The organism is Brevibacterium sp. BDJS002 (genome assembly GCF_028201555.1).
GTDB classification, from domain to species: Bacteria; Actinomycetota; Actinomycetes; order Actinomycetales; family Brevibacteriaceae; genus Brevibacterium; species Brevibacterium aurantiacum.
Genome location: NZ_CP116392.1, coordinates 98,611 through 120,148 on the forward strand (window position 1 = coordinate 98,611; position 21,538 = coordinate 120,148).

19 protein-coding genes and 1 pseudogene are annotated in these 21,538 nt (G+C 65.5%); 8 read left to right on the forward strand and 12 right to left on the reverse strand.

Features of this window, described 5'->3' with window-relative positions:
- Positions 1 to 144: 144 nt before the first annotated feature.
- The 5 genes from PGC08_RS00465 to PGC08_RS00485 all read right to left on the reverse strand — a co-directional run bounded on the left by PGC08_RS00465 (position 145) and on the right by PGC08_RS00485 (position 5,213).
- Positions 145 to 1,677, reverse strand: coding sequence for an AbgT family transporter (locus tag PGC08_RS00465; RefSeq protein ID WP_009884745.1), 1,533 nt, complete (start codon positions 1,675 to 1,677; stop codon positions 145 to 147).
- A 179-nt stretch (positions 1,678 to 1,856) separates the two neighbouring features.
- Positions 1,857 to 2,663, reverse strand: coding sequence for a creatininase family protein (locus PGC08_RS00470; RefSeq protein ID WP_083248596.1), 807 nt, complete (start codon positions 2,661 to 2,663; stop codon positions 1,857 to 1,859).
- Positions 2,660 to 3,376 (reverse strand): FadR/GntR family transcriptional regulator, encoded by a 717-nt coding sequence (locus PGC08_RS00475; RefSeq protein WP_009884747.1) that lies wholly within the window; start codon positions 3,374 to 3,376, stop codon positions 2,660 to 2,662. Before PGC08_RS00475 ends, PGC08_RS00470 begins: the two co-directional genes overlap by 4 nt.
- A gap of 58 nt (positions 3,377 to 3,434) precedes the next feature.
- Positions 3,435 to 4,412: an alpha/beta hydrolase family esterase gene (locus PGC08_RS00480; protein ID WP_164513909.1), complete on the reverse strand. Its 978-nt coding sequence runs from the start codon at positions 4,410 to 4,412 to the stop codon at positions 3,435 to 3,437.
- 147 nt (positions 4,413 to 4,559) lie between these two features.
- A complete protein-coding gene (locus PGC08_RS00485) occupies positions 4,560 to 5,213 on the reverse strand; it encodes a GntR family transcriptional regulator (RefSeq protein ID WP_096157883.1) in 654 nt (217 codons plus the stop codon).
- 191 nt (positions 5,214 to 5,404) lie between these two features.
- On the opposite strand from PGC08_RS00485, the gene PGC08_RS00490 reads away from it, so the two are divergent.
- A complete protein-coding gene (locus PGC08_RS00490) occupies positions 5,405 to 6,421 on the forward strand; it encodes a 1-aminocyclopropane-1-carboxylate deaminase (protein WP_069599156.1) in 1,017 nt (338 codons plus the stop codon).
- A gap of 296 nt (positions 6,422 to 6,717) precedes the next feature.
- On the forward strand, positions 6,718 to 8,112 hold the full coding sequence (locus tag PGC08_RS00495; RefSeq protein ID WP_009884751.1) for an NAD-dependent succinate-semialdehyde dehydrogenase: 1,395 nt from the start codon (positions 6,718 to 6,720) through the stop codon (positions 8,110 to 8,112).
- A 170-nt stretch (positions 8,113 to 8,282) separates the two neighbouring features.
- Here the strand turns inward: PGC08_RS00495 and PGC08_RS00500 are convergent, their stop codons facing one another.
- Complete coding sequence (locus PGC08_RS00500) at positions 8,283 to 8,489, reverse strand: hypothetical protein (RefSeq protein ID WP_069599157.1); 207 nt, start codon at positions 8,487 to 8,489, stop codon at positions 8,283 to 8,285.
- A gap of 221 nt (positions 8,490 to 8,710) precedes the next feature.
- Between PGC08_RS00500 and PGC08_RS00505 the strand changes: the two genes are divergently transcribed.
- From PGC08_RS00505 to PGC08_RS00515, 3 genes are read left to right on the forward strand one after another with little or no spacing between them, the layout of a single operon-like run.
- Positions 8,711 to 10,351 (forward strand): class I adenylate-forming enzyme family protein, encoded by a 1,641-nt coding sequence (locus PGC08_RS00505; protein WP_271709236.1) that lies wholly within the window; start codon positions 8,711 to 8,713, stop codon positions 10,349 to 10,351.
- Positions 10,348 to 11,715: a beta-ketoacyl-[acyl-carrier-protein] synthase family protein gene (locus PGC08_RS00510; protein ID WP_271709237.1), complete on the forward strand. Its 1,368-nt coding sequence runs from the start codon at positions 10,348 to 10,350 to the stop codon at positions 11,713 to 11,715. Before PGC08_RS00505 ends, PGC08_RS00510 begins: the two co-directional genes overlap by 4 nt.
- A complete protein-coding gene (locus PGC08_RS00515) occupies positions 11,712 to 12,917 on the forward strand; it encodes an acyl-CoA dehydrogenase family protein (RefSeq protein WP_069599160.1) in 1,206 nt (401 codons plus the stop codon). The genes PGC08_RS00510 and PGC08_RS00515 overlap by 4 nt, the downstream gene beginning before the upstream one ends.
- 89 nt (positions 12,918 to 13,006) lie before the next feature.
- On the opposite strand, the gene PGC08_RS00520 is transcribed toward PGC08_RS00515, so the two are convergent.
- On the reverse strand, positions 13,007 to 14,521 hold the full coding sequence (locus PGC08_RS00520) for a sodium:solute symporter family protein (protein ID WP_271709238.1): 1,515 nt from the start codon (positions 14,519 to 14,521) through the stop codon (positions 13,007 to 13,009).
- Positions 14,518 to 14,820 carry a DUF3311 domain-containing protein gene (locus PGC08_RS00525; protein ID WP_009884977.1) on the reverse strand — a complete coding sequence of 101 codons (303 nt, stop codon included), beginning with the start codon at positions 14,818 to 14,820 and terminating at the stop codon, positions 14,518 to 14,520. Before PGC08_RS00525 ends, PGC08_RS00520 begins: the two co-directional genes overlap by 4 nt.
- A 186-nt stretch (positions 14,821 to 15,006) precedes the next feature.
- Between PGC08_RS00525 and PGC08_RS00530 the strand changes: the two genes are divergently transcribed.
- The 3 genes from PGC08_RS00530 to PGC08_RS00540 all read left to right on the forward strand — a co-directional run bounded on the left by PGC08_RS00530 (position 15,007) and on the right by PGC08_RS00540 (position 17,574).
- Positions 15,007 to 15,330, forward strand: coding sequence for a type II toxin-antitoxin system RelE/ParE family toxin (locus PGC08_RS00530; RefSeq protein WP_193070007.1), 324 nt, complete (start codon positions 15,007 to 15,009; stop codon positions 15,328 to 15,330).
- On the forward strand, positions 15,323 to 15,631 hold the full coding sequence (locus PGC08_RS00535) for an addiction module antidote protein (RefSeq protein WP_009884979.1): 309 nt from the start codon (positions 15,323 to 15,325) through the stop codon (positions 15,629 to 15,631). The genes PGC08_RS00530 and PGC08_RS00535 overlap by 8 nt, the downstream gene beginning before the upstream one ends.
- Before the next feature lie 269 nt (positions 15,632 to 15,900).
- Positions 15,901 to 17,574, forward strand: coding sequence for an ABC-F family ATP-binding cassette domain-containing protein (locus tag PGC08_RS00540; RefSeq protein WP_135447814.1), 1,674 nt, complete (start codon positions 15,901 to 15,903; stop codon positions 17,572 to 17,574).
- 87 nt (positions 17,575 to 17,661) lie between these two features.
- On the opposite strand, the gene PGC08_RS00545 is transcribed toward PGC08_RS00540, so the two are convergent.
- The 4 genes and pseudogenes from PGC08_RS00545 to pdhA form a co-directional block, all read right to left on the reverse strand.
- The gene (locus PGC08_RS00545) at positions 17,662 to 18,312 is read right to left on the reverse strand and encodes a dihydrolipoamide acetyltransferase family protein (protein ID WP_271709239.1); all 651 of its coding nucleotides are present in this window, start codon (positions 18,310 to 18,312) and stop codon (positions 17,662 to 17,664) included.
- Between the two features lie 233 nt (positions 18,313 to 18,545).
- Positions 18,546 to 19,181 (reverse strand): annotated as a pseudogene (locus PGC08_RS00550) (biotin/lipoyl-containing protein); the annotation flags it as partial.
- A complete protein-coding gene (locus PGC08_RS00555) occupies positions 19,181 to 20,263 on the reverse strand; it encodes an alpha-ketoacid dehydrogenase subunit beta (RefSeq protein ID WP_009884983.1) in 1,083 nt (360 codons plus the stop codon). The gene PGC08_RS00555 and the pseudogene PGC08_RS00550, both read right to left, overlap by 1 nt.
- Entirely contained in the window at positions 20,260 to 21,366 is a 1,107-nt protein-coding gene (gene pdhA, locus PGC08_RS00560) for a pyruvate dehydrogenase (acetyl-transferring) E1 component subunit alpha (protein ID WP_271709240.1), read from the reverse strand. Before pdhA ends, PGC08_RS00555 begins: the two co-directional genes overlap by 4 nt.
- Positions 21,367 to 21,538: the final 172 nt, after the last annotated feature.

Here is a 21,538-nt window from a genome sequence, read left to right on the forward strand (position 1 = left end):
GAAATACCCCTTGTGCTATCGGTGCCGAGGGTGGAAACAAGGTTCCTGACCAGGAGTGGAACCATTTCGGTGAACCATTGTGCAGGTGTACCTGCTGCGGAGTGTCGAGCGAATGTCATTCGCAGTCTCTCGCGCGCCAGATCATCACCGTACGGGGGCGTCCGGTCCGAGTGGAATTCCCAGGCCCCACCAGAGGAAGAACAGCAGGCTCCACATGATCGTCATACACACTGCCAGCGGCAGGGTGTGGGAGGCGAGGGTGCCGATGCCTGCGGACTTCTGATAGCGCTGCATGAAGCCGAGGGCCAGGATGAAGTAGGGGCTCATCGGGGTGATCGAAGTCGAACCCGAGTCGGCGATGCGGAAGAGGGCCTGCGAGGTCTCGGGTGGGACGTCGAGAAGCATGAGCATCGGCACGATGACCGGGGCCATGATCGCCCACATCGCCGAGCCTGAGGTGATGAGGACGTTGACGATCGAGAGAACGATCAGCACGAGGATGAAGATCACCCACGTCGGCAGGCCGAGGCCGGTGAACAGTTCCGAGCTCGACACGGACACCAGCATGCCGATGTTCGTCCACGCGAAGTACTCGAGGAACTGGGCGATCGCGAAGAACAGGACGAGGACGGGGGCCATGGACACGATGCCCTGGCTCATGAGCTTGGGGACGTCGGCGAACTTCTCGATCGTGCCCTCACGGAACCCGTAGACCATTCCGCCGACGCCGAAGATCATGGCGATGATGAATGCGATGCCGGTGAGGAACGGGGACTCGCCGATGGGACCATCCCCGCGCAGGGGAGCATTGTCCGGGACGACGAGGACTACGACGAAGAGGAGCATCGCGATCACTGCGAACATCGAGTACCGCAGCGCCGACCGCTCCTTGGCGGTGATGACCAGGTCTTCGTGTTCGGCGTCCTCGTCAGCTTCGAGGTTCTGACGCTTGGTGAGCACGAGTTCGGTGACGATGGTGATGACGATGGCCAGCAGGATGGAGCTGGCGATGTTGAAGTACCAGTTGCCGATCGGAGTGACGATGTAGTCCGGATCGATGATGTTCGCCGCCGCCGAGGTGATTCCTGCGAAGATCGCATCATTTGGAGTCGGGATGGGGCTGGCGTCGTATCCCGAGGCGATCGAGGTGTAGGCGACGATGACGCCGAGGACGGGGGAGCGCCCGACCGCCTTGAACACCATGCCGCCCAAGGGGACGAGGATGACGTAGGCCGCTGCCGAGGCCACGTGGGAGACTGTGCCCATGAAGGCGACGGTGAAGACGATGAGAGACGCGGGGACCTTCGCGATCGAGACCTTCATCGCTGTGGACAGCAACCCGGTGCGCTCGGCCAGGGCCACTCCCATGATGACGACCATGATCGTGATCAGCGGCGGGAAGGACTGGTAGGCGTCGAGCGAGGTGCTCACCGCCATCGCGATCCCGTCGCCGCTGAGCAGATTGTTCACCGGCGTCCATTCCCCGGTGCCGGGGTCGTTGACCCCGACTCCCATGGAGGAGAGAACGAGGCTGAGGACGGCGAGGATTCCGGCCAGGATCCAGAACAGCCAGAAGGGGTGCGGGAGTCTGTTGCCGACGTTCTCGATGACGTTGAGGAAGCGGATGACTGCTGGGAGGCGTTCCTGAGTGGGCTTGTCCGTGGTGGTCGTTTCCATGTCTGGCTCCTGTTTTTCCAGGTGGTGAAGGAGCATTTGGGCACGACTCGGCGCGACCCGTGAACTCCATTGGTCAGAGAGATGGGACTGAGGTGGTGAAGGTGTGACTGAAGTGAAAGGTGTAGCTGCGGTGAAAGGTGTGGCTGCGGATCGTTGGTGGGATCAGGTGCGGGCGGCTGTCATAGACGCAGCATCTCCTTGGAGTAGGAGACGAGTTTCGCAATGATCTCGCCGAGGATGTCCTCCCCGGCCGTGACCGTGGCCGTGCGAGGGTCGCCCAGAACACCGTTGTCGGCGTATCGGTCGAAGGTGACCGCGCTGGACGGTGATTTGGTCCGGGTCAGGCGTGCTCGCGGAGACAGCTCGTCGAGTGCCGTGGCACCGGCAGTGAGTCGAGATGAGTCGACGAGGCTGTCGTCGATGGCCAGCATCTGCGAGGTCTCCGATTCACCCGAATGCCCACTGACCTCGGTGCGTGGCAGCTGGGCGGTCGTCTCGGTGGCTAGGCCGCTGACCGGTGAGTAGGCGAAGGCGAGATCCGGGTGGGAGCTCAGCAGCACCTGTTGGGCGACCCCGAGAGCGGCGATGTTGCCTCCGTGGCCGGTGACCACGAGGATGCGGGTGAAGCCGGAGTCGCAGAGCTGACCGGCCACGGTGGTCACGATGTCGACGAAGGTCCGCGGATCGAGGCTGATCGTGCCGGGCAGGTTCCCGTGATGAGGAGACACCCCGTAGTCGATGCTGGGGAGGACGAAGGCGTTGGGTGATTCGGTGCTGCCGGCAAGCTCCTCGGCCACGGCCATGGCCACGTGGTCGGCCCGGATGCTGTCGGTGCTCAGCGGCAGCCCGTCGCCGTGCTGCTCGCAGGCGCCGACCGGCAGGATGAGGAGGGCGTCATTCGCCTTGGCAACCTCGACCTCGAGCGAGGTCAGCTCTCCGTACTTGCGGACCTGTGGTCGGATCTCGGCCACGCTCTGCCGGGTCACTGTTCGGTTCCTTCAGTGGTGGTGGACTCCGACCAATCGGCTGCAGACTGTTCCGACCAATCGGCCAGCACCGCGGCTTTGATGCTCTCGAGGTGTTTGCGCGTCCGGTGCGATGCTTCGAGGCCATCGCCGCGCTTGATCGCATCGAGGATGTCGGCGTGCTCGTCGTGGTCGCGGAGGCGATCGTAGGTGAAGCGGGCCGCCTGCTGAGTGCGGGAGTGAATGGCAAGCAGGGAGACGAGCATTTCGTGCAGCGCCCGATTCCCCGAGGCCTTGGCCAGCTCGACGTGGAAGTGACCCGCGGGCACCTCGGTGTGCAGCTGCAGGGCGTTGTCGACCGCGGTCTCCATCGTCTCCACGGCACTGTCACCTTGGACGCTGGCCGCGAGTTCCGCGATGCCGGGTTCGATGGCGATGCGTGCATCGAGAAGCTCGATGGCTGCGGCGAGATCCACGGGCACGTAGTGCGGATTGTCGAGGATGCGACGGTTGATCGCCTCTCGCACATAGGTGCCGGAACCGTGCTTGAGCTCGACCGATCCTGTGGCCTCGAGGCGGCGCAGGGCCTCGCGGACGGTGGGGACGGTGACCTCGAAGCGCTCAGCCAGGGCCTTTGCCGAGGGCAGGGTCTGACCGGGCTGCAGGTTCTGGGTGCGAATCGTGTCGACGATCTCGCGGGTGAGTCGTTCGACGAGTCCGATGGGTGCTGTCATGGCACTCTCCTTCAAGTGTTTAAGTCATCTAATCACTTAGTGAATCGTGTGTCAAGGGTCACTCGTGGGCAGGTTCGGCCCTCGGATGGTCCTTGAAGAACTCCCACAGGGTGTCCGTGGCGGAGAAATCCTGCGTGACATATCCACCACCGCTGTACATGGTCTCACCTGGCCAGACGTGACCGCCGTCGGCAACAGAATAGAGTTCGACATCGACTCCGTCCCGGCAGTTCTGCCACTTGGTGCGCACGACCTTCTCACCCCTCTTGCCGACCTTCCGATCCTTCGAGCCGGTGCAGTCCGCGGCCTCGGCCCAGGGCTCCAGCCAGGTGCGCACCGATGGGTAGGTCTCGCCCTGGCGCTCGCCTCCCTCGTAGTGCATGGTGGCGTCGCCCGTGCCGTGGATGGCGAGCATCGGCGTCGGTTCGGAGTAGTCGCAGCCGTCGAAGGACTGCGGGTAGTAGGCGCCGGCGATCGTGGCAAAGGCGGAGAATCGGTCCCGCAGCTGGCAGGCGAGGACCGAGACCATGCCGCCTCCGTTGGATTTTCCGGTTGCGAAGACGCGGTTGAGGTCGATGCAGAGGTCGTCCTCTAGCGAGTCGAGGAGGTCGGCGACGAAGCGAACGTCATCGGCGCCGCTGGCGTAGGGCGCGCCCTGCCAGGAGCGTTTTCCGTCCTCGGCGATGCCGTCGGGGAAGACCGTGATGGCAGGCAGTTCGGGAAGTCCGGTGTAGTTCTGAAACTCCGCCCCATCGGAGCCGCGGCCGTGAAAGCCGAGGATGAGCGGCATCGGCGAGGTGATGTCGTAGTCGCGGGGGATGTTGATCCGGTAGGTGCGATCCTCTCCCGCCGAGGTGATCGTTCCCTGGTCGTTTCCGGGCTTCTGCTCGACTCCGCATCCGGGTGAGGAGCGGCTGTCTGCTTGGTTCGGCGGGGTGGCGGCCGCGGTCAATCGTGGGGTGAGGGCGAGGGCCAGGCTGAGCAGGAGCGCCAGAGTCAGGCCGATGGACAGTATGCGTTTCGTCGTCGAATGCATTGTTCTTCCTTTGATCGTCGGTGATCGTGGGCGCCACTCTACACGAGACATCTAATCACTTGATGACTTATTGTGGGCGCGATCGACCCAGGGGCGTCATCGGGCTGTGTTGGCAGGCGGAAGTGGCGGGGGAGTCAGCAGGCTCAGTCAGTCGGCGCCGTGGCTGGTCAGCGTCGACCAGTTCTCGCAGGTCAGAGCCATTGCGCGGTCGGCTTCGCCGGCGCGGACGGCGGCAATGATCTGGTCATGCTGCTCGGGTGAGGCCGAGCCCTTGACGGAGTCGAAGTGCAGATATTCGGCTCGCCGGAGTGTCGCGGTGACGACCTCGAGGTGTTCGGGAATGAGGGGATTGCCGCTGCGGACCAGGGCCACCTCGTGGAATGCGTCATCGGCGGCGATGGCCGCGTCGATGTCGGAGTCTCTCAGTGCCGATCTCAGCTCATTGTTGGCGGCTTCCATTGCGGAGACATCGGATACGTTGAGGTTCGGGAAGGCCAGGCTCATGGCCAGGGCGTGCAGTTGGGCCGCGATCTGGCGAGCGTGGACGACTGCCTCGGGATTCTCCGGCGCCACGCGGGTCATGCGTCCGGGCTCTGCCACGACCAGTCCAGCCTGTGCCAGGCGTTGAAGCGCCTCCCGGACGGGGGTGCGCGAGACCTGCAGCCAGGCCCCCAGCTCCTGGTCGCGCAGCTGTTCCCCGGGTGCCAGCTGGCCTCGGACGATGGCGTCGCGGATCGAGCGGTAGACGTCGTCGCGCAGCAGTCTGCGCTGGGGAATCGGTGCATTCGTGGGAATCGGCACTCTCGACCTCTCTCGATCCTGTCGTTGGGGTGATCTGCTCGGCGGTCCTGGCATATGGGATATCGTGCTCGACCCATTGTAGTCCTTCGCAGAATGCAATATATTGCATATCGCAAGGACTCATCACCGGCTTCACCAGACGACTCCAGTTTCACCAGACCACACCGGCTTCACCAAACGAAGAGGGCACCATGGCAATCACCGATTTCGAACGTTACCCATTGACCTTCGGGCCCAGCCCGGTCCACGAGCTGAAGCGACTCAGTGACCGCCTCGGCGGGGCCCGGGTATGGGCCAAGCGCGAAGACGTGAACTCCGGACTCGCGTTCGGCGGCAACAAGACCCGCAAGCTCGAATACATCGTTCCCGACATCCTCGCCTCTGACGCGGACACGCTCGTCTCGATCGGCGGCTACCAGTCGAACCACACGCGGCAGGTCGCGGCCGTCGCGGCACACCTGGGACTGAAGTCGCGGCTCGTCCAGGAACGCTGGGTCGACTGGGACGATCCGGTCAACGACAAAGTCGGCAACATCGAACTCTCCCGCATCATGGGCGCCGATGTGCACCTCGACTCCGCTGGATTCGACATCGGCATCCGCTCGAGCTGGGAGAACGCCATCGCCGAGGTGGAGGCCGCAGGTGGCAGGCCCTACCCCATTCCGGCCGGTGCCTCGGAGCACAAATTCGGTGCACTCGGCTTCGTCAACTGGGCCTACGAGGTCGCAGAACAGGAGAGGGAGCTCGGCGTCTTCTTCGACACGATCATCGTCTGCACGGTCACCGGCTCCACTCACGCGGGAATGATCGCAGGCTTCGCCGCGCTCGAGGCGGCCGGAGGTCCCAAGCGCCAGGTCATCGGCATCGACGCCTCTGCGACCCTGGACAAGACCCGTGACCAGGTCAAACGCATCGCGAACAATGCCGCTGACCTCATCGGCCTCGGTCGGGAGATCACCGATGCTGACGTCGACATCCGCTCCGGCTGGGAAGGCCCTGCCTACGGCATCCCCGACGAGACGACCGTCAACGCGATCCGCACCACCGCCGAACTCGAAGGCGTCATCCTCGACCCCGTCTACGAGGGCAAGTCGATGGCGGGGCTGCTCGACCTCGTCGGAAGCGGCACGGTGGCGAAGGATTCGACGGTCCTCTACGCCCACCTCGGCGGACAGCTGGCGCTCAACGCCTACAGCTCCATCTTCTGAGGCTCTCTGTCTCGACGCGGCGTTGAACGAGCGCCGCAGGGCGGTGCAGAAACCGTGAGTACGACCTGCCGAGGATGCGGATTTCGTGACATTGTCCGCGAAATCCGCACAACCTCGGCGAGACCGCTCCAGGTCGTCACGCACTGATGATTCCCCCAGGTTCCGGCACTTGTTGCACACGTCACGTGTTGATAGCGTGAGAGGCAGGCATACGCGATCCGTCGATTTCGGCGGCAACAGCGATGCAAACGCCTTATCCGGCGCTACAAGGGCGTCGCTAGTCAAAGGAGTCTGGAATGAGCAATGTAGGCAGTGCTGCAGGCGGCTACCGTGTCGAGAACCCGGCCACGGGCGAGGTCGTCGAATCGTTCGACAACGCCACCGATGCGCAGATCGAGGAGGTCCTCGACGCGGCTCACAAGGGCTACCTGGCCTGGCGCGAGAAGACCATCGAAGAGCGCGGCGCGATCGTGAACAAGGTCGCCGCCCTGTTCGGTGAGCGCAAGGAAGAACTCGCAACGGTCATCGCCTTGGAGATGGGCAAGCCCGTCGCCGAAGGCATCGAGGAAGCCGAGTTCTGCGAGGCCATCTTCAACTACTACGCGGACAACGGACCCAAGTTCGCTGCGGACGAGCCCATCGAATCGATGTCGGGCGGCAAGGCCTTCATCCAGCGCCGACCCGTCGGAGCACTCCTGGGCATCATGCCCTGGAACTTCCCCTACTACCAGGTTGCGCGCTTCGCTGCGCCGAACCTGGTGCTGGGCAACACGATCATCCTCAAGCATGCGGAGATCTGCCCCCGGTCATCGGCGATCATCGCCGACATGATGAAGGAAGCCGGCATCCCGGAGGGCGTGTACAACAACATCTACGCCACACACGAGCAGATCGAGACCATCATCGCCGATGACCGCGTCGAAGGTGTGTCGCTGACAGGCTCCGAGCGGGCCGGCTCGGCCGTGGCCGCGACTGCAGGCAAGAACCTCAAGAAGGCCGTCCTCGAACTCGGCGGATCCGATCCCTACATCGTCCTCGACACGGACAACATGGACGAGGCCGTCGACACCGCATGGGGCACCCGCCTCTACAACACCGGCCAGGTCTGCAACGCGAACAAGCGCATGATCGTCATGGACGACATCTACGAGGACTTCGTGTCCGGGCTGACTAAGCGCGCCCAGGATTGGACGAAGGGCACCCCCGACGAGGCGGGCGACGGCAAATATTCGCCGATGTCCTCGCGTGGTGCCGCGGAAAACCTGCGCAAGCAGCTCGACCGTGCAGTCGAACAGGGCGCGACCCTCGTTGGCGGCGAACTTGCCGACGACGGTTCGGCCTATGTCTCTCCTGCCGTGCTGACCGGAGTCACCTCGGACATGGACGCCTACCGTGAGGAGCTCTTCGGCCCCGTGGCCACCGTGTACAAGGTGGGCAGCGACGATGACGCTTTGAAGCTGGCCAATGACACCCGCTTCGGCCTCGGCGGCGCCGTGTTCGCGAAGGACCCCGAGCGTGCTGCGAAGCTGGCTCAGCGTCTCGACGTGGGCATGACGAACGTCAACACCCCAGGTGGCGAAGGTGCGGAGATTCCATTCGGCGGCACCAAGCGTTCGGGCTTCGGCCGCGAACTGGGCCCCTACGGCATGGACGAATTCGTCAACAAGCGCATGTACTACGTGGCTGACTGACGGGGGCTTGGCCTCAGCCTTCGTCGAGAAACGGGCTGGGTGTCGAGAAACGCATGTGCGCATGCGTTTCTCGACACCCAGCCCGTTTTTCACTGTTCTCGCCGCCTCCGGAGGGCCGGGCAATCGTTGCCGCAGGATGCGAAAGGAGACGCGCAGCTCCTGAAGGGCGCTCAGGCGACTGTGAATCTCAGATTCTGAAACGACGCGAGACGAAGACCGGCAGCGGCACCTTCGTCATCGCCTCCGCGCCGGAGACCGGACTGCACCTCGGCGACTACTCTTCCCAAGACCTCCACGAGGCCCGCCCGCACATCGAAGTCCCGGCTGCCGAGCTCGCGGCCACTCGCCGCACCGTGGCCGATCTCGTCCGCCTCCACGTCGTCATCGCCCGTGCCAGGGGGAATCGCGTGTTCGAAAGCGTCATCGCCGAACTCCGCGGAGCCCTGACCGCCCAGCCCGAGCTGCTCAACCTCGCCGCCAGCCGCCAGCCGGAGGACGCGGTTGGCGGCGCCGCTCCTATACTGGGGATCGGTGCTCGGTGCATGCCCACGACGGCCCGGGAACGGGCCCGCGAGGAACGAATTCGAGGAGGACGGAATTGCCCATCACGTCGAGGATCCTCGAGGTTGCGGCCGCCGATCCGGACCAGTTGGCCATCGTCGGAGGCCCCTCTGGCAGCCCCGCCCACGATGAGAGCGCCCACCATGCCGAAGGAGCAAAGGTCCCACGCTCCCTCACCTATGCGCAGCTCGTCGCCGACTCGGCCACGATGTTCGCCGCCGTCGACGCCCTCCACCGTGCCCAGACCGATCCGCCGACTCCCGCGCCCGAGACCCACGCGATCCCGATCACGGCAGTGAGCCTCACCTCGGCGTTCGAGACCTCCCGCATCATCGCGGGCCTCGCCGGCTTCCGCGCGGTCTCGGCCACGATCGACCCCCGCTGGCCGCTCGACCATCAGGTCGGAGTCATCACGACCACCGGCATCGGCCTCGTCATCAGCGACTCGCCCCCACTCGCCGAGGCGCTCGTCGCCGCCGGCTGGACCGGAACCGTCATCACAGCGACCGACTTCCAAGCCCGCGAAGCCGCCATCGACCCCGCCGACACCGCACCGCCGACCGTTCGCGAGGCGCATGAGCCGTTCCTCATGCTCTTCTCCTCCGGCACGACGAGCAACCCGAAGGCCTTCATCAAGACCCGCCAGCAATACCGCGACAACGTGGCCGTGTCCTCGGCCCACCTCGAACCCTTCGCCGGAGTGGCCACCTTGGCGCCTGGCCCCGTGTCCTACAGCCTCACCCTCTACGCCGTCGTCGAAAGCCTCGCCACCGGCGGCAGCGTCCACGTCGCCGACGACTTCGACCCCTTCACCATGGGCTCGCGCATCACCGGCGAAGCCATCACCCGCGTCGTCGCCGTGCCCGCCGTCGTCAAGGCCCTCGCCGAGGCGGCCCGCCGAACACCTGAGAACTTCCACGGTCTCGACCTCGTCGTCACCGGAGGAGCGAACCTGCCCGCTTCCATCCGCTCGGCACTCGCCGACGTCCTCCCCGACGCCCGGCTGATCAGCTACTACGGTGCCGCCGAGATCGGATTCATCGGCGACAGCCGTGATGGCGACGGCACCTGGATCTCGATCTACGACACCATCGGCGTCGAGGTCCGCGACGAATCCGGCGCCCGGCTGCCGGACGGAGAGATCGGCACGGTCTGGATCCACGCCGCCGCCTGCTCCGACGGCTATGTCACCGGCACCACCGACGCTCAGCTGCGACGCCCCGACGGCTGGGCCACCGTCGGCGACCAGGGACGGATCGAAAACGGACTCCTCCAACTCGCCGGACGGGCCGGTGACATTGCGATCACCGGAGGGCACAAGGTGTCCCTGCCCGAGGTCGAACGAGCCTTTGAGGGATTCGACCGCGAGGATCCGTGGTCGGGGAAGGGCCGCCTCGGCGAGGTCTGCGCGATCGCACTGCCCGACGACGGTCTCGGCAGCATCGTCGCCCTCGTCATCGAACCGGGTGCTCTGGGCTCCGGGAGCCATGCCGGGGATGGCGAATCGACTTTGCCCGACAAGGCAGCTCTGCTCGCCCAGGCACGGGCGAAGCTGGCCCCGCAGTTCGTGCCGCGACGGTTCTACTTAGTCGACCGGCTGCCGCGGACCGTCGGCGGGAAGATTCGACGCCACGAAGCCGTTGACCTGGTCATGAGCGGAAAGGCACAGCGGCTGTGAACGCCTCCCGGAGCCATCAGCACCGACCGGACAACACGCGTGACGTCGCCATCACCGGACTCGGCGCCATCACCCCGAGCGGCCAGGACCCCGAAACCCTCTGGCGATCTGTCCGCAGCGGTACCAGCGCCATCGACGTCCTCGCAGGTGAGCAGTTCGATGACCTAGCAGTGCGAATCGGCGGGCAGATCAAGGACTTCGACGCCGAGGCGGTTCTGCCCCGAGCGCTCGCCCGCCGACTCAGCCCCGTCCAACATTGGGCCATCGCCGCGGCCGACCAAGCGCTGCGCGCAGGCGGCATCGAGTCCGCCGTCGACGATCTGCCCTGGGACCGCGACCGCACAGCCGTCATCGCCGCCACCGGATCGGGACCCGTCGACGCCATGCAGGCAGCAACCCGCGCCCTCGACGCCGACGGTCCTCGTTCCGTCCCGCTGACGCTCGCCATCCACGGAGCACCGGACTCCGCGGCAGCGCTGATCAGCCAGCGCTTCGACCTGCGCGGTCCCGGCCAGGGAGTCTCGGCGACGTGCGCTTCGGGGGCAATCGGCCTCGGCGAGGCGATGCGCCGCATCCGCCACGGCTACGCCGACGCCGTGCTCGTCGTCGGCATGGAGGACTGCCTCGGCCCGGTCAATCTCGCCTCGAACGCGAACATGCGCGCGCTCGCCGCCGGATACGAAGACGATCCGACCGCCGCCAGCCGCCCCTTCGACCGGGGCCGAAACGGCTTCGTCATGAGCCAAGGTGCGGCCGCGATCCTCCTCGAATCCGCCGACTCGGCGGCCTCACGTGGGGCGACGCCGCTGGCCGAGCTCGTCGGATTTGGCGCCGCCAGCGATGCCCACCACCCGACGAACCCGCATCCGGGCGGACGGGGAGCCGCTTCGGCGGTGGTCCAGGCAGTGAGCGATGCAGGGCTGGAACCCTGCGATATCGACCACATCAACGCTCACGCCACGGGCACACCGGCCGGCGACCGCGCCGAACTCGCCGCCTTCGGCGCGGCCCTGGGGGAGGCGGGACGGTCGACCCCGATCTCGGCCACGAAATCGACGACAGGGCACCTCCTCGGCGCATCGGGGGTCGTCGAGGCGATCATCGCGACCCTGTCGATGCGTGATCAGACGCTGCCGCCGACGCTCAACCTCGACGACAACGAGTTCCCCGACTGGGACATCGTCACAGGTCACGCCCGTGAGATGGGCGGTGAACCGAACCTCGCCGAGGCGGCCGTCGACACCGTGCTGTCAACGTCGTTCGGCTTCGGCGGGCACAACGGCGCGATCATCCTGCGCCGCACCGCGCAACCCACAACACCGTCAGCAGAAGCGACCGACCCCTCGACGAAGGAGAGACGATGACCGACCGTGAGACACGCGTGAGCGAACTCGCCGCGCGGTACCTGCCCGATGATGTGCTCGAACGATTCCGCGAACGAGCCGACGTCTATGACCGCGAGAACCGATTCTTCGACGAGGATCTCGCCGAGCTTAAGGACTTCGGCTACCTCACCCTCTTCGTGCCCGAGTCCCACGGCGGGCCTGGTTTGAGCCTGTTCGAGGTCACCCGACTGCAGCAGAGGCTGGCAGCGGCGGCGCCCGGAACGGCGCTGGCGATCAACATGCACCTCATGACCACCGGAGTGGTCAAGGCGCTGTCCGATCGCGGCGACGACTCGCTGAACTGGGTGTTCGACGAGGTCATGGCCGGCGAGATCTTCGCCTTCGGCATCTCGGAGCCGTCGAACGACTGGGTGCTGCAGGGCTCGAACACCGAGGCGGTGCCGACGTCCGACGGCGGATACGAACTGACCGGGGTCAAGATCTTCACTTCGCTGTCTCCTGTGTGGACCAGGCTCATCGTCCACGGTGCCGTGGCCTCCGACGACGACGGGATCGCCGGTCTCGATGCGGACGAGCCCGCCGAGGGGCAGCTCGTCTACGGATTCATCGAACGCGATGCACCCGGGATCACGGTCTCGGACGAGTGGGATGTGCTGGGAATGCGGGCCTCGCAGTCGCGGGCGACGATCCTCGACCACGTGCCGATGAAACCCGAACGGGTCTCACGCGTCATCCCCGCCGGCAAACACCCCGATCTGCTCACCTTCGCGATCACGAGCAACTTCCAGCTGCTCATCGCTGCCGTCTATGCCGGAGTCGCGGCCCGTGCGCTCGAGCTGGGCGCCGCCGGACTGCACAAGCGGAAGTCAGCGAAGGCCGGCGTCACCTTCGCCGAGGTCCCCGAAGCCCGGACGCGCCTGGCCGATGCCCACCTCGACTTCATGCCCGTGACGGCGATGATCGACGCGTATGCTCGGGACTTCGATGACCTCATCGACCACGGCTCCGGGTGGCCGCTGCGTCTGGTGGGGGCGAGGATCAAGTCCGCCGAGGCGGCCCGCTGCAGCGCCGAGACCGCGCTGATGTGCACGAGCGGCAGCGGATTCGGCAACAAGCACGAACTCTCCCGCCTCTTCCGCGATGCCACGGCCGGGCTCTTCCACCCGCCGAGCGCGGATGCGGCCCGTCCGATGTACGCGGCAGCGCTGCTCGACGGGTGAGCTCGCTTCCGCTCAGTCAACGCGAAACTCGAAAAAGTCGTCGCCAGTGACGACCTTTTTGAGATTCGCGCTGATCGAGGGGTTCGCACCTACAACGCCGCCGCCTCGGTGCGCGCCTGACGCTGGGCTTTCGGTGCCCACCGTGGGTCTGGCTTGACCAGCGTGACGATGACGACCACGATGAGGTTCGCCGCGACAGACCAGAGACCGCCGTTGATTCCGAGCAATGGGTCGAGTCCCGTGTAGTGGAGGGCGACCATGACGACGGAGCCGACGATGAGACCCGCAGCCGCTGCCTGCTTGCTCATGCGCGGCCAGTACAGAGACAGCAACGCGGCCGGCACGACCTGTGCCAGGCCCTCGTAGCTGAGCACGGAGAGCTCGACGAGCGCATCCGGCATGAGCAGGCTCATGATCAGGGCGATGATGCCGACGGCCAGGCACACCCACTGGGACAGTGTCTTCTGCCGCAGGCCCCGTGCGTTCAGCTGCTCAGACGTCATCGAAGCGGCGTGCTTCGGTCCAGCCAAGCCGCCGCCCAAAACAGTCCGTCCCCACATCGAACCGATCGAGAGCATGTACACGCTCATCGGCACGATCGCCGAGAGCGCTCCTGCGACGCCGATGATCGCGACGATCGGCGCGGGCAGGGAATCGATGACCACGGAGAACAGAGCCAGGTCGGCGTCTTTGAGGGCAGGGACGACGAAGAGTGCAGCCACCCCGACCATCATCGGCACGAGGAGCAGCAGCTGATACCAGGGCAGAATGATCGAGTTGCGTCGCAGAGCATTCGCCGAGGTGCCCGACAGGTAGCCGGCGATCGACGTGGGGAACACGGTGATCGTGATCCCGTTGAGGATGATCGTCGAGATGAACCATGCACCCCCGTAGATGCCATCGCCTGCACCGGGGAAGGTCAGCCACTGAGATTTCTCACTCACGACGCGGTCAAGCAGAGGAGCCAGGCCGTCGAAATAGTGCAGCGGTACGTAGATCGCGAGGAACGCAACAGCGAGGATGACCAGTCCGTCCTTGAGGACGCTGACCCAGGCGGAACCGCGCAGTCCGGAGAAGAGGATGAACGCCTCGGCAACGATGAAGGAGACGATGGCGGCGACCTTGAGGTCGATCGCGCCGTAGCTCATGGCGTTGACGACTGCACCCATGCCCTGAATCTGCAGCTGGATGTAGGGGACGATGAAGATCGTCGCGAGGACAGCCACGAGGATCGCCAACCCACGCGAGCGGAACCGGTGTTCGACGATGTCGGAGAGACTGACGAGCTTGTGCCGGGCGGCATAGGTCCAGAACAGAGGGCCGACGAGGTAGGCGACGACGAGACCGATGCTCAGGTACCCGATGAGGTAGAGGATCGGCACACCGTAGGAGTAGGACCAACCGGCCGTGCCGAGGAACGAAAAGCTCGTATACGTTTCGCCTGTCATGAGCAGCAGGATGAAGACGAAGCCGAGCCCCCGCCCGGACACCGACCATTCGTCCAGCGACCTCTCCCGGCCGCGGCCGGACCAGATGCCGATGCCGATGGTCGCGAGCATTGCGAGGCCGAAGATGATGCAGGCGATGATCGCGGGGGTGCTCATTTCGCGGCCTCTTCGATCTCGTGGTCCTCACCGAATGCGACATCGGAGGGGATGTGCTCGGGCAGATCGTGCCGGTAGTACCGGTCGCCGCGAGCGGTCATCCACACGAAGAGCCAGGTGAGGATCGTGACCGCGATCGTATAGGCGAGGATGAACGGCAATCCGGCGACACGCGGCTCGACCGAGTTCGCCACGACCGGGGTGAGGACGTAGAGAATGACGGGAACGATGAGGAGGACCAGCGAATACCGCCGCCGAGGTGGCCCTGACGTTGGGGCCGAATCGTCACACTGCGACATGAGCGACCTTCTTTCACTCGACACCGGCAGCCGGTCGGCAGCCTCGGCAAGGTTAGTGCCGTGAATCACAGATGAAATGGCCGTCCGAAGTGTGGAATCGGAGAGCTATGCTGACGGAGATGACCGAGCAGTCAGCTGACAATGCGGACCCTGGTGCAGCGCAAAAGTGTCAGATATAATCGACACGTGGCTGTTGTTCGAACTACCCGAACATTTGATCGTTGGTTCAAGGGCCTCAAGGATGAGAAAGCTCGTGTCCGCATTCTGCTTCGACTGGATCGGCTTGCGCACGGGAATCCTGGCCAGGTGGCACCGATCGGAAACGGGTTGTCTGAACTCAAGATCAATTCCGGTCCCGGTTACAGGATCTATTTCCTTCAGAGCGGGTCTGAGCTGATCGTGCTGCTCTGCGGTGGTGACAAGTCGACGCAGGGTAAGGACATAGCCGCTGCGAAGAAGCTTGCTGATACTTGGAAGCTGGACCAGAGGAAGGAGGGTGGACATGACTGACGACGTGAAGTATCCGATCTTCGACGCCGCAGATCACATTGCCACTGCCGATGATGCCGCGATCTTGCTGGAGACGGCCCTTGAAGATGCCGCGGATGACCCGGGTGCCCTTCCGGCGGCGCTCGGGATCATCGCTCGATCAGGAAATATGAGCGACCTGGCTCGCCGAGTCGGCATGAGCCGCGACGGCCTCTACAGGGCGTTGTCGGAGGATGGAAATCCGACTTGGTCAACAGTCCTGCAAGTGACCAAGGCGCTGAACCTGCGGGTTGAGATCCATCCGGAGCCGCGCTCGGCCTGATCGTCTGGACCTGGAATGGCTGGAACTTCGACCACACCGCTCGCCCTGTCGTTTGGGACGACTCCGCCAGTGGCTCGCTGTCCCCGGGACTAATACAGAAATATCCCGCTGTTAGAATTGGTGCCATGAATTTCGGTATGCCCTCCAGAAGGCTCCGTAGCCGCCGCTGACGGCGGCGGGACCCTTCACATCACTCTCGTGCGCCGTCCTGGCCCTCGCCGGACGGTGGTTTCATGCTGTCCGGCTCCACGACGAGCTGAAAGACCACGATGCCGAAATCAACATCTTCATCCCCCGAACTCGACCTGCCCGCAGGATCTTCCGCACACATCCGCGCCGAGAACATTCACATCATGCGCGGCGACCGCGAGATCCTCACCGGTCTCTACTTGACGGTCTCCGCCGGTTCGCGACTGGCCGTCGTCGGTGAGAACGGCAGCGGAAAGACGACCCTGCTGCATGTCCTCGCCGGTACCCTTCCACCCGATCAGGGAGAGCTGCGGCGATCAGGTACCGTCACCCTGCTCGAGCAGGCGCTCGACGCCGACGACAACCGCACGGTCGGCGATCTCATCAATGAGTCCCTGCGCCAGGAGAAGGCCGCGCTGGCCGCTCTCGACGCCGCCGGCGAGGCAATGGCGCGGGACGAGCCCGGAGCAGACGAAGCCTTCACGCAGGCCCTCGACCTGGCGACCCGCCTCGACGCATGGGGCGGCGAGCGGCGCATCGACACGGCACTGGCGGGACTCTCCGCGTGCTCGGACCGGACGCGGAGCCTCGCGAGCCTCTCGGTCGGCCAGCGCTATCGAGTGCGTCTGGCCGTCGTCCTCGGCTCGAGTACCGACATCCTGTTGCTCGACGAACCGACGAACCACCTCGACGCCCAGTCACTGGCGTTCCTCACCGAGCGACTGCGCACCCGACACGGCGGATTCGCCCTGGTCAGCCATGACAGGGCGCTGCTTCACGATGTTGCCGACGAATTCCTCGATCTCGACCCGAGTCGCGACGGACGCCCCCGGAACTACTCCGGCGGCTACCGCGGATGGGTGGCGGGGAAACGTCGGGACCGTGAGAACTGGGAGCAGGACTACCTCGCCGAGGTGGCCGAGCACGCCCGACTGTCCGAAGCCGCCGATGACGCCCGATCCCGATTGAGCACGGGGTGGCGTCCGCCGAAGGGAACCGGCAAGCACACTCGCGCGACGAGGACCGCCGGCGTCGTGCAGGCCTTCAACCGTCGCGTCGAAGACCTCGAACGGCACGCCGTGGAAGTGCCCGAACCGCCTCTGCGTCTGCAGTGGCCGGACGTATCGGAATCCGATGACGAGCGGTGGGAAGCGGAAGGCGGCTCACCGCTGGCAGCGGAATCGGTCACCGTTGAAGGGCGGATGAGGCAGACGGTGTCTCTGAGCATCGCTCCCGGCGACCGCCTGCTCATCACCGGCGCGAACGGCACCGGCAAGTCGACGCTTCTCGACATCCTCACCGGCCGTCTCGATCCGAGTTCCGGAGAGGTGCACAGACATCCGCAGGCACGGGTCGAGCTGCTCAGTCAGGAGGTGCCCGAATGGAACGCCGCCGACACCGCCGCCCGTGTGTTCGAGGACTATGCACTACGGTCGTCGCTGTCCGGCGACCTTACCCTGCAGGACCTCGGGCTGCTCTCGGCGGATGACTCGACAACACCGGTTCACCGACTTTCGCAGGGTCAGCAGCGCAGACTCCAGCTGGCGATGTGTCTGGCGGTCGAACCCGACGTGCTCATCCTCGATGAACCGACGAATCATCTGTCCGCCTCGCTGGTCGACGAACTCACGGAGTCCTTCGGGACCGCCTCGGCGGCGCTCATCGTCGTCACCCACGACCGGCAGATGTTGGCGGATCTCGCGGACTGGCCGCGTCTCGACATCGGAAGAGCAGCGGCGCCGCTCGGTGCCTGAGTTCGTCCCCGCTCAGTCAACGCGAAACTCGAAAAAGTCGTCGCGGGTGACGACTTTTTCGAGCTTCGAGTTGATCGAGAGCGCTCGTCAGAGCTCGGGCAGCAGCGAGATCGGGTTCTCGATGCAGTCGGCGACGAAGGTGAGGAACTCGCTCGGCTCCTGACCGTCGCACGCCCGGTGGTCGAAGACGAACGACAGGTACATCACTTTGCGTACCGTGAGCTCGCCGTCGACAACCCACGGGCGGTCCTTGATCCGACCGAGACCGAGCATGGCCACCTCGGGGAGATTGATGATCGGGGCCGAACCGTCGACGCCGAACACCCCGTAGTTGTTCAAGGTGAACGTGCCGCCGGAGAGTTCCGCCGGATCGAACTTCCCCGAGGCGGCCTTCCCAACGGTCTCGGACACGGAGTCGCGCAGCTGCCGCAGGCTCATCTCGCTGGCCCCGTGCACGACGGGAACCATGAGTCCGCGCGGGGTCTGCGCGGCCAAGCCGAGGTTGATGTCGCCGTGGGTGACGATCTCGCCGGCGGCCGTGTCGATCGAAGAATTGATGATCGGGTACTTCTTCAACCCGGCCACGACGAAGCGGGCGACGAGGGACAGCAGCGAATACTTCTCACCCGTGCGCGCCTCGAGCGCGCGCTTCGTGCCCAGCAGCTCGGTGGCGTCGACATCGAGCCAGATCGTCGCCTCGGGGATCTCCTGCCGCGACTTCGTGAGACGTTCGGACACGACCTTCCGCAGCCCCGTGATCGGGGTGCGGGTATCGCGGTCGGCCCGCCCGACAGGCGAAGGTGCCCCCACCGAGGTGGCGCTGCGTTGCGTGGTCGACTGAGGTTCGCCGGCTGGTGACGTCCCGCGGGGACGTGAGCGCTCGCCGCTTCGACGTTCGCAGCCGTGCCCGACTCGATCGCGGCGAGGACATCGGCCCTGGTCACGACCCCGCCCGGACCCGTGCCGGGCATGTGTTTGGCGCTGATGCCGTGGTCCTTCGCGAGCTTGCGCACAAGTGGGGAAGAGACGGGGGAGACGCGCTCGCTTGCCTCCGTCGATGACTCATCGGTGGAGGTCGACGTCTCTGCCGGCGGCTGCGATGGGGCGTCCGGGGTGACGGTCGGAACAGCGGGCGCTTCAGCCGGGCTCGGAGTGGATGCCGCACCAAATTCGGCCGCACCAGGCCCGGCCGTGTGCTTGCCGCCGAACGAGCGCTTCTTCGTCGACCGGGTCTTCGGCTCCGATGTACCGTAGCCGATGAGGTTCGCGCCGCTCGATTCGCCGGCACCAGTTTCGCCGCCGTCCACAGGCCCGGCGCCCGCGCCCGCCTCAGCGCTCGCCTCGGCGCTCGCCTCGGCGACGGAGAGCAAGGGCTGACCTGCGCTGACGGTGTCCCCGGCGTTCGCGTGAAGGCTGACGATCCGCCCGGCGTACGGGCAGGGGAGTTCGACGACGGACTTCGCGGACTCGACCTCGACGACCATCTGATCGACGTGGACCTCGTCCCCGATCTCGACCTTCCAGGAGATCAGCTCCGCCTCGGTGAGGCCTTCGCCGAGGTCGGGAAGGATGAACTCGCGCGTGCCCGTATTCAGATCAGCACTCATCACAGCTCCCAATCCCAGGACTCGAGCGCATCGAGCACGCGTTCGACGGTGGGCAAATAGAACTCCTCAAGCTTCGGCGACGGATACGGCACATCGAATCCAGCGACCCTCAGGATCGGGGCCGACAGGTGGGTGAAGTTGCGCTCGGTGAGGCGGGCGGCCACCTCGGCGCCGTATCCGCCGAACTGCGCGGCCTCGTGGATGATCGCCGCGCGCGAGGTCTTGCGCACGGACTCGGACACCGTCTCATCATCGAACGGCGACAGCGTGCGCAGGTCGATGACCTCGATGGACAGTCCGTGCTCGGCCCCGGCCTCGGCGGAATCGAGCGCCGTCCGCACCGTCGGACCATAGGCGAGCAGGGTGACGTCGGTGCCCTCGCGGATGACCTGGGCCCGATTCATCGGCGCCGTCGTCACCGGCAGAGACAGGGTCTCCTTCATCCAGTACCGCGACTTCGGCTCCATGAACACGACCGGATCATCGGAGGCGATCGACTCGCGCAGCAGCGAATACGCATCGGCCGGATTCGACGGCGTGACGACGGTCAGACCCGGCGTCGACGTCCAATAGGCCTCGGACGAGTCCGAGTGGTGTTCGACTCCGCCGATGTCGCCGGCATAGGGAATCCGGATCGTGATCGGCAGGCTGACCCGGCCTTTCGTCCGGTTCCGCATCTTCGCCACATGGGACACGATCTGCTCGAACGCGGGGTACGCGTAGGCGTCGAACTGCATCTCGACCACCGGGCGCATGCCGTTCATCGCCATGCCGATTGCGGTGCCGATGATGCCCGACTCCGCAAGCGGGGAATCCCAGACCCGGTTCGACCCGAATTCGGCCCTCAGTCCTTCGGTGACGCGGAAGACCCCGCCGAGACGGCCGACATCCTCACCGAAGACGAGCACAGTGTCGTCGTCGGCCAGAGAATCGCGCAGCGCCTGGTTGAGGGCCTTCGTCATCGTCACCGATGACGGTGCGGCCATTGTCGCCGGTTCGGTGCTCGCCGAGGCGGCCGGTGCTGTTTCGTCGTTCACCGCGGTCGGATCGGACGTCGGGTCGGTGCCTGTTTCGACGCTCATGCGTGGCCTGCCGCGGCGAGTTCGGCTTCGAGGACCTGCTGCTGTTCGGCAAGGGCCGTGCGCGGGGTCGCATAGACGTGGGCGAAGAGTTCGCGCGGGTCGACCTCGGCCTCTTGGTTCATCGCATCGCGCACGGACGCGGCCAGGGTCTCAGCCGCCTCGGCGACCTCTGCGACCGTCGAATCGTCGAGGGCACCGGTCGTTCGCAGATACTTCTCGAGACGGTCGATGGGATCGAACTGCTTCCAGTGCTCGACCTCTTCGGAGTCGCGGTACTTCGTCGGATCGTCGGAGTTCGTGTGCGACTCCATCCGGTAGGTGAGGCACTCGATGAGGGTCGGACCGTCCCCATTCCGACCGCGCTCGAGTGCCGCGGCGACGGCGGCGAACACGGCAGCGACATCATTGCCGTCGACGCGCAGGCCCGGCATTCCGTAGCCGGCGGCGCGATCGGCGAGCATCGTCGCGTTCGTCTGCTCCCGCAGGGGAGTGGAGATCGCGTACTGGTTGTTCTGCAGCACGAAGACCGTCGGGGTCTGCCACACGGAGGCGAAGTTGAAGGCCTCGTGGGTGTCGCCTTCGCTGCTGGCGCCGTCGCCGAGGAAGGTCAGAGTCGCTGCATCCTCGCCTTTGAGCTTCGCGGCCATCGCGAATCCGGTGGCATGCAGAGTCTGCGTTGCCAGCGGTGTCGCCGCAGGTGAGGCGTGATACTCACGCGGGTCGAAACCGCAGTGCCAGTCCCCGCGGAAGGCGGCGAGGATCTCGGCGACGGGCACTCCGCGGGTCAGCAGCGCTGCCGAGTCGCGGTAGGTGGGGAAGAGCCAGTCGTTCGGGGCCAGCGCGGTGGTGGCCCCCACCTCGGCGGCTTCCTGTCCTGCCGCGGAGGGGTAGGTCGCAAGTCGACCCTGCCGGGTCAGATGCGTGACCTGCGCTTCGAACCGGCGGACGAGGACCATCTGCCGGTAGAGAACGGTGAGGGCGGCATCGCTGGGGATCCGCAGCCCTTCGGTCGGAGTGTCGGTGAGCCGGCCATCTGCGCCGATGAAGCTGATCGGCTGCAGCTGGGGCAGTGAGCGGCCTGTGGTGGGAACGTCAATGGTCATGGCCCCATGGTGGCGTGAGCCGAGTCACGATTCCATGGCTTAGGTGCAGGTGAGGACGGGCGGCCAAACGTGTCGCGAACTCGGGACGAAGGGGCCGGTTCCGGCAGGTCGAGTGGACGTTTGGCTGGACGGTGAGGGCTCTTTCACACAGCCGTGCGTGCAAGTCCAGCGC

What these genes read in the sequence shown, in the direction of transcription:
- PGC08_RS00465 (WP_009884745.1), bottom strand. Translation starts at nt 1,677, where the DNA reads ATGGAAACGACCACCACGGACAAGCCCACTCAGGAACGCCTCCCAGCA.
- PGC08_RS00475 (WP_009884747.1), bottom strand. Translation starts at nt 3,376, where the DNA reads ATGACAGCACCCATCGGACTCGTCGAACGACTCACCCGCGAGATCGTC.
- PGC08_RS00480 (WP_164513909.1), bottom strand. Translation starts at nt 4,412, where the DNA reads ATGCATTCGACGACGAAACGCATACTGTCCATCGGCCTGACTCTGGCG.
- PGC08_RS00490 (WP_069599156.1), top strand. Translation starts at nt 5,405, where the DNA reads ATGGCAATCACCGATTTCGAACGTTACCCATTGACCTTCGGGCCCAGC.
- PGC08_RS00495 (WP_009884751.1), top strand. Translation starts at nt 6,718, where the DNA reads ATGAGCAATGTAGGCAGTGCTGCAGGCGGCTACCGTGTCGAGAACCCG.
- PGC08_RS00515 (WP_069599160.1), top strand. Translation starts at nt 11,712, where the DNA reads ATGACCGACCGTGAGACACGCGTGAGCGAACTCGCCGCGCGGTACCTG.
- PGC08_RS00520 (WP_271709238.1), bottom strand. Translation starts at nt 14,521, where the DNA reads ATGAGCACCCCCGCGATCATCGCCTGCATCATCTTCGGCCTCGCAATG.
- PGC08_RS00525 (WP_009884977.1), bottom strand. Translation starts at nt 14,820, where the DNA reads ATGTCGCAGTGTGACGATTCGGCCCCAACGTCAGGGCCACCTCGGCGG.
- PGC08_RS00535 (WP_009884979.1), top strand. Translation starts at nt 15,323, where the DNA reads ATGACTGACGACGTGAAGTATCCGATCTTCGACGCCGCAGATCACATT.
- PGC08_RS00540 (WP_135447814.1), top strand. Translation starts at nt 15,901, where the DNA reads ATGCCGAAATCAACATCTTCATCCCCCGAACTCGACCTGCCCGCAGGA.
- PGC08_RS00555 (WP_009884983.1), bottom strand. Translation starts at nt 20,263, where the DNA reads ATGAGCGTCGAAACAGGCACCGACCCGACGTCCGATCCGACCGCGGTG.
- pdhA (WP_271709240.1), bottom strand. Translation starts at nt 21,366, where the DNA reads ATGACCATTGACGTTCCCACCACAGGCCGCTCACTGCCCCAGCTGCAG.